The organism is Pseudotabrizicola alkalilacus, from assembly GCF_003443995.1.
Classification (GTDB): Bacteria; Pseudomonadota; Alphaproteobacteria; order Rhodobacterales; family Rhodobacteraceae; genus Pseudotabrizicola; species Pseudotabrizicola alkalilacus.
Map to the genome: position 1 here is coordinate 1 of NZ_QWEY01000080.1, position 570 is coordinate 570.

At 67.2% G+C, this 570-nt stretch carries 1 pseudogene; it reads right to left on the minus strand.

What is annotated here, in order from left to right:
* Positions 1–570 (minus strand): annotated as a pseudogene (locus tag D1012_RS22115) (thiamine pyrophosphate-binding protein); the annotation flags it as partial.

The window sequence follows — 570 nt, forward strand, 5'->3', positions numbered from 1 at the left end:
CCGTCACCACCCGCGCGCCCTTTGCCACCACCGTGGCCGCCCCGATGGCACCGGGCACCGCATAGCCCAGCCCGCCCTGGCCGCGCGCAAACAGAAACTGCCGTCTGGCCTGTTTGGCCGGGATATAGCCCGAGATCCAGCCCGCCGAGAACGAGGCGTCAGAGACCACCACATCGTCATCGTCCAGCCGTTTGGCGATCTCGGCCATGATGCGCGGCGGCAGCACCGGCATCTGATCCGACGCCATTTCCACGGCCTTGTCGGCATCGCAACGCGCCTTGACCTCGGCAATGCGGGCGTCCCACTCCGGGTTGGCCCCGGCGCGGCTGTCGCCCATCGCGGCATCCAGCGCGCTCAGCGTCTCACGCACATCGCCCAGCAGGGCGACGGTCGGACGGAAGGTGCGGCCATGCTCCAGCGGGTCAAAGTCGATGGTGATGGTGGCCTGATCCGGCTTTGGCAGGGTCCAGTTCATGCCGGTGTTCTGGCTGACCTTTGAGCCGCACCAGATCACCAGATCGGCCTCTTGAATCAACTCGATCGCGGCGGCCGATCCCAGCGGGTTCAGCA